Consider the following 5,277-nt stretch of genomic DNA (forward strand, 5'->3'; position numbering starts at 1 on the left):
GCGCGCGGCGGGTGGGCGCGCAGGCGGCCAGCACCAGGGCAAGGCCGACCGCCAGCGATGGCAGCACTTGCCAGCGCCGCGCTGGCGCGCTCTTGATGTTGGCGTGCAACGGTCCCGTTCCTCTCTGGCCAACGACGCTGAAGGCCTGGCGCCGGGGCTATATATCGTTGCCACCCCGATCGGCAATCTTGGCGATATCAGCAGCCGTGCACTGTCGGTGCTGGCGCGCGCCGAACTGATCGCCTGCGAGGACACGCGGGTGACCGGCAAGCTGCTCCATCATTTCGGCATCAGCACCCGCATGACCCCCTATCATGATCACAATGCCGCGCGCGTGCGCCCGGGGCTGATCGCCCGCGCACTCGCCGAGCCGGTGGCGCTGGTGTCGGACGCCGGCACGCCGCTGATTTCCGATCCCGGCTGCAAGCTGGTGGCCGAGGCGCGGGCCGCCGGCGTGACAGTGGCGACGGTGCCCGGCCCGTCGGCAGCGATTGCCGCCCTGTCGATCGCGGGCTTGCCCACCGACCGCTTCCTGTTTGCCGGCTTCCTGCCAGCGAAGCCCGGCGCGCGCGCCACCGCCATCGCCGAACTGGCCGCCGTGCCGGCGACCCTGGTCTTCTATGAAAGTGGCCCGCGCCTCGCCGCCACGCTGGCAGCGCTGCGTGACGGCCTCGGCGACCGGCCGGCGGCAGTGGGCCGCGAGTTGACCAAGCGCCACGAGGAGATGATCGTTGCCCCCCTGTCTGACCTCGCCGCGCGCTGGGCCGAGGCGCCGCCAAAGGGCGAGCTGGTGGTCATCGTCGGCCCGCCGGCTGCGCCGGAAGCGCCGGATGCGGCCGATCTCGATTCGGCGCTGCTGGCTGCGATGACAACGCTGCACCTGAAGGATGCAGCGCGGCAGGTGGCCACTGCGCTGGGCCTGCCAAGGACCCAGGTCTATTCGCGTGCATTGGCCCTGAAAAATGGCGAGTAACGTCCGCCAGGCCCGGGAGCAGCGCGGCCGCCGGGCCGAGGTGATTGCGGCCATCTGGTTGATGGCAAAGGGGTATCGCCTGCTGGCGCGGCGCCTGCGCACACCCGTGGGCGAGATCGACCTGTTGATGCGGCGCGGCGAGGCGCTGGTGTTCGTGGAGGTGAAGGCCAGGGCCACTCTCGACTCCGGGCTTCAGGCGCTGCATCCTCGCCAGCGGCAGCGGTGCGAGGCTGCCGCGCGCTGGCTTGCCGCCCGTCATGGCTGGCCGGGCGCGGTGCTGAGGCATGATGCCGTGCTGATCAGGCCCTGGGCGCTGCCGGCCCACCTGGTTGCCGTCTGGCGGGACGGGTGAAGAGGGACGTTGCTGGGATGAAAGTGGCCGGGATGGATTTGGCGGCGATCGGCCTGATGGATGATGCCGATATCGACCTGGTGGAGGCCGGCATCGCGCTGAGCCTGGCCGATCGGCCGCGCAGTGACCCGACCCGCCTGCGACGGATGGTGCAGAACTGGGCGATCACCCTGCAGCGCGACCTGGCTCCGGCCACCGGCGCCGGCCGCGCGCTCCGGCTGGCCGGGCTGATCGCCGGGGAAGCCGGGCTGTCGGGCGACACCGATGATTATGACAATGCCCTCAATGCCGACCTGGTGGCGGTGGCGGAACGCGGGCGGGGCCTGCCGATCGCGCTGTCCATCCTATACGTGGCGCTGGCCCGGCGCGTCGGCTGGCGGGCCGAGGCGCTGTCGCTCCCCGGCCATGTGCTGGTGGAGGTGCATGGCGGCGGCACCCCGGCGCTGATCGACCCGTTCGACCATGGCAGCAGCGTATCTCCGCGCCGCGCCGCCGACATTGCCCGCCAGGGCGGCGGTACCGCCATTGCCGGGCGCTTTCCGGTGCTGGGCCATCGCCAGATGCTGGTGCGGCTGCTGTCGAACCAGGCCAGCCGGGCGCGGCTGTCTGGCGACGTGGTGCGGGCGCTGCAGCTGTATGAACGCATGACCCTGGTGGCGCCGCGGATGAGTGCGCTGTGGTGGGAACGGGCGCAGCTGGAACAGCGCATGGGCCGGTTCGGCGCTGCCCGTGCCAGCCTGACGGCCATGCTGGAGACCACCCACGATCCGGCGCTGGGTCAGCGCATAAGGGCCACGCTGGCAGCGCTCGCGCGCTCCGACAACTGAGCAGGAACCCGCAATGGCGCTGAACGTCGCGGTCCAGATGGACCCGATCGAAACCATCAACGTGGCCGGCGACTCCACCTTCGCGCTGATGCAGGAGGCAAGGCTGCGCGGGCACCGCCTGTGGCATTATCACCCCGATCAGTTGTCGGCGGAAAATGGCCGGGTGCGCGCCCTGGCGCGCCGGCTCGACGTGCATGATGGTGGCGACAGCCATTTCAGCTGGCTGGCCGACCCCGCCAGCATCGATCTTGCCGACGACAGCGACGTGGTGCTGATGCGGCAGGATCCGCCGTTCGACATGGGCTATATTACCGCCACGCATCTGCTCGAGCAGGTGCAGGGCGCCACGCTCGTGGTCAACGACCCGGCCGAGGTCAGGAACGCGCCCGAAAAGCTGTTCGTGCTGCGCTTTCCCGACCTGATGCCGCCAACCCTGGTGACCCGCAGCCTTGAAGAGGCGATGGATTTCCGCGCCCGCCACGGCGCCGTGGTGATCAAGCCGCTCTATGGCAATGCCGGAGCGGCGGTGTTCCTGATCGACGCGAAGGACGGCAACCTGCCGGCGCTGGTCGAGCTGTTCGGGCACGTGTGGCGCGAGCCGTTCATGGTGCAGGCCTTCCTGCCCGACGTGGCGCAGGGCGACAAGCGCATCGTGCTGGTGGATGGCGAGCCGGCCGGCGCCATCAACCGGCTGCCGCGCGCCGGCGAGATCCGCTCCAACCTCGCCGCCGGCGGCAGCGCCCAGCCGACGGAACTGACGGCCCGCGAACGCGAGATCTGCGAGCGGCTGGGGCCGGAACTGAAGAAGCGGGGCCTGATTTTCGTGGGCATCGACGTGATCGCCGGTCACCTGACCGAGATCAACGTCACCTCCCCCACCGGCATCCGCGCCATCGACCGGTTCAACGGCACCAACACCCCGGCGCGGATCTGGGACGCCATCGAGAGACGGCTGGCGGCGCGTTAGTCCTTCCGCCGTGGCGCCCGCTGCGGCGCCGGCTTTTCAACGCGCTCCCACTTGCGCAGGCCGCAGCTGCCGAAGTTGAGGCCGCCCATGGTGAAATCGACGATCTGGACGATATCTCCGGAGCACTGGCTGCCGATCGGCGAACTGAACACGAACGAGCGCGGCGGAATCAGCGTCGGGCAATCCATGGCGTTGCGCCACCATTTGCCATCGCGGGTGCGGGCATACCAGTGCCGGTCGATGCCGGCATGGGCCTGGGCGATGGTACGCGAGATCAGGCAATTGGCGGTTTCGGCCGGGACCGGCGCGGCTGGCGTGTCCTGCGCCGCCGCCGGCACGGCGGCCGCCAGGGCCAGGGCCAGGAGTGGGGGCTTGATCATGTCCTCTTGTCTGCCTCTGCAGGTCTTTATCGCGGCTGAACGGTAGCTCAACTCCGGAACACATCCTTTGCGGCCCGGCGTCGCGCCAGCTCCTCGACGCTGCCGGCGCGCACGAAGGGATTGGTCGCCGCTTCCATGGCGAGGCTGAACGGCACCGTGGGCTCGCCGCGGGCGCGCAGCCGGTCCACCGCCTCGGCCCGCTTCAGCAGCGCCTCGTTGTCCGGTTCCACGGTCACGGCAAAGCGCGCGTTGGATTGGGTATATTCATGCGCGCAATAGACCAGCGTGCGCGGCGGCAGCGCCATGAACCTGGCCAGCGCCGCGTGCATCTGCTCGGCCGTGCCCTCGAACAGCCGGCCACAGCCCATGGCGAACAGCGTGTCCCCGGCGAACAGGGCGCCTTCGAAGGCATAGGCGATGTGGCCGGCGGTGTGCGCCGGGCAATCGATCACCCGGCCGACGTTGGCACCGATGCGCACCTCATCGCCTTCGCCGACGGCGCGGGTGATATGGGGAATTTTCGCCGCCTCGCCCCTGGGGCCGGTCACCACGGCGCCGGTGGCCGCCACGATCTCGGCATTGCCGCCAACATGATCGGGGTGCCAGTGGGTGTTCAAAATCTGGGTGATCTTCCAGTTCCGGCTGGTGGCAACCTCCAGCACCGGGCCAGCGACTGCCGGATCGATCACCGCCGTCTCGCCGCTGTCGGCATCATGGGCAAGCCAGACATAATTGTCGGTGAGGACGGGGATGCCGATGATGTCGAGCATCTCACCAGCTCCCGACATTGGGCATGGACGCCCAGGGCTCGGCCGGGGGCAGCGCCGGGCCGGCCTGCAGCAGCTCGACCGAAATGCCGTCCGGCGACTTGACGAAGGCCATGCGGCCATCGCGCGGCGGCCGGTTGATGGTGACGCCGCCGTCCATCAGGCGTTGGCAGCTGGCATAGATGTCGGGCACGGCATAGGCGACATGGCCGAAATTGCGGCCGCCCGTGTAACCGGCCTCGTCCCAATTGTGGGTCAGCTCGATCTGGGCCTCCTCGTCGCCGGGCGCGGCCAGGAAGATCAGGCTGAAGCGCCCGGCCTCATTGTCGTACCGGCGCAGTTCCTTGAGGCCGAGCAGTTCGAAGAAGCGCAGGGTTTCGGCCACGTCCGAAACGCGGATCATGGTGTGCAGGTATTTCATCGCAAACTGCGTCCTTCGAAGGCCTCGAACAGCGCCACAAGCGTGTCGGGCACCGGCGTCGGCCGGCCGCGCGGCTCATCGACGTGCACCTGCACCTCGCTGCCGCTGGCGCGCAGATCCTCGCCTGCCCCGCCCTCGATCATGCCGTGCACCTCGAAGGCGAAGGTAAGCGAGGTGCGTCCCACTTTCTCGCAGCGCACGCATATGGCGATCTGTTCGTCGAGCAGCACCGGCGCGTGATAGACGACCTCGGCCTTGACCACGTGCAGTTCCGGCGCGCCCTTCAGATTTGGTTCGGGATAAAGGCCGACGGTGCGGAAATATTCGGTGATGCCGATGTCGAAATATTCGAGGTAGCGGCTGTTGAACACGACGGCCTGGGCATCGACCTCGGCATAGCGGGCGCGGGCGGTCCAGGCGAAGCGGAAATCGGAGCGGGCCATCAGCGAGGAATAGCAGGCGGCGGCGTTGGCGTCAGTGGTTTTTCCGCCACTGCATTGTCCGGCAATGTGGGGCCAAGCCGCCCCAGCGCGGCGCTGGCAGCCTGCCCGGCCGGCGTGTCGGCGCCATCGGCGGCCGCAGCCTCCCAG

8 protein-coding genes are annotated in these 5,277 nt (G+C 69.1%); 4 read left to right on the forward strand and 4 right to left on the reverse strand.

Features of this window, described 5'->3' with window-relative positions; translation table 11 throughout:
* The first annotated feature begins 103 nt into the window (after positions 1-103).
* The 4 genes from rsmI to gshB are packed head-to-tail and all read left to right on the forward strand — an operon-like array spanning position 104 to position 3,119.
* Positions 104-973: a 16S rRNA (cytidine(1402)-2'-O)-methyltransferase gene (rsmI, locus tag GJV64_RS11030; RefSeq protein ID WP_235927703.1), complete on the forward strand. Its 870-nt coding sequence runs from the start codon at positions 104-106 to the stop codon at positions 971-973.
* Positions 963-1,325 carry a YraN family protein gene (locus GJV64_RS11035; protein ID WP_164157279.1) on the forward strand — a complete coding sequence of 121 codons (363 nt, stop codon included), beginning with the start codon at positions 963-965 and terminating at the stop codon, positions 1,323-1,325. Before rsmI ends, GJV64_RS11035 begins: the two co-directional genes overlap by 11 nt.
* A 32-nt stretch (positions 1,326-1,357) precedes the next feature.
* Complete coding sequence (locus GJV64_RS11040; RefSeq protein ID WP_164157280.1) at positions 1,358-2,152, forward strand: transglutaminase family protein; 795 nt, start codon at positions 1,358-1,360, stop codon at positions 2,150-2,152.
* A 13-nt stretch (positions 2,153-2,165) separates the two neighbouring features.
* Entirely contained in the window at positions 2,166-3,119 is a 954-nt protein-coding gene (gshB, locus tag GJV64_RS11045) for a glutathione synthase (RefSeq protein WP_164157281.1), read from the forward strand.
* Here gshB and GJV64_RS11050 read toward each other — a convergent pair.
* The 4 genes from GJV64_RS11050 to GJV64_RS11065 are packed head-to-tail and all read right to left on the reverse strand — an operon-like array spanning position 3,116 to position 5,130.
* Positions 3,116-3,499, reverse strand: a complete 384-nt coding sequence (locus GJV64_RS11050) for a hypothetical protein (protein ID WP_164157282.1) — start codon at positions 3,497-3,499, stop codon at positions 3,116-3,118. The genes gshB and GJV64_RS11050 overlap by 4 nt on opposite strands.
* A 47-nt stretch (positions 3,500-3,546) precedes the next feature.
* Complete coding sequence (gene gloB, locus GJV64_RS11055; protein ID WP_164157283.1) at positions 3,547-4,269, reverse strand: hydroxyacylglutathione hydrolase; 723 nt, start codon at positions 4,267-4,269, stop codon at positions 3,547-3,549.
* Position 4,270: 1 nt separating this feature from the next.
* Positions 4,271-4,687, reverse strand: a complete 417-nt coding sequence (locus GJV64_RS11060; RefSeq protein WP_164157284.1) for a VOC family protein — start codon at positions 4,685-4,687, stop codon at positions 4,271-4,273.
* On the reverse strand, positions 4,684-5,130 hold the full coding sequence (locus GJV64_RS11065; protein WP_164157285.1) for an acyl-CoA thioesterase: 447 nt from the start codon (positions 5,128-5,130) through the stop codon (positions 4,684-4,686). Before GJV64_RS11065 ends, GJV64_RS11060 begins: the two co-directional genes overlap by 4 nt.
* Positions 5,131-5,277 lie beyond the last annotated feature (147 nt).

Source organism: Sandarakinorhabdus rubra, assembly GCF_010994245.1.
GTDB lineage: Bacteria > Pseudomonadota > Alphaproteobacteria > Sphingomonadales > Sphingomonadaceae > Sandarakinorhabdus > Sandarakinorhabdus rubra.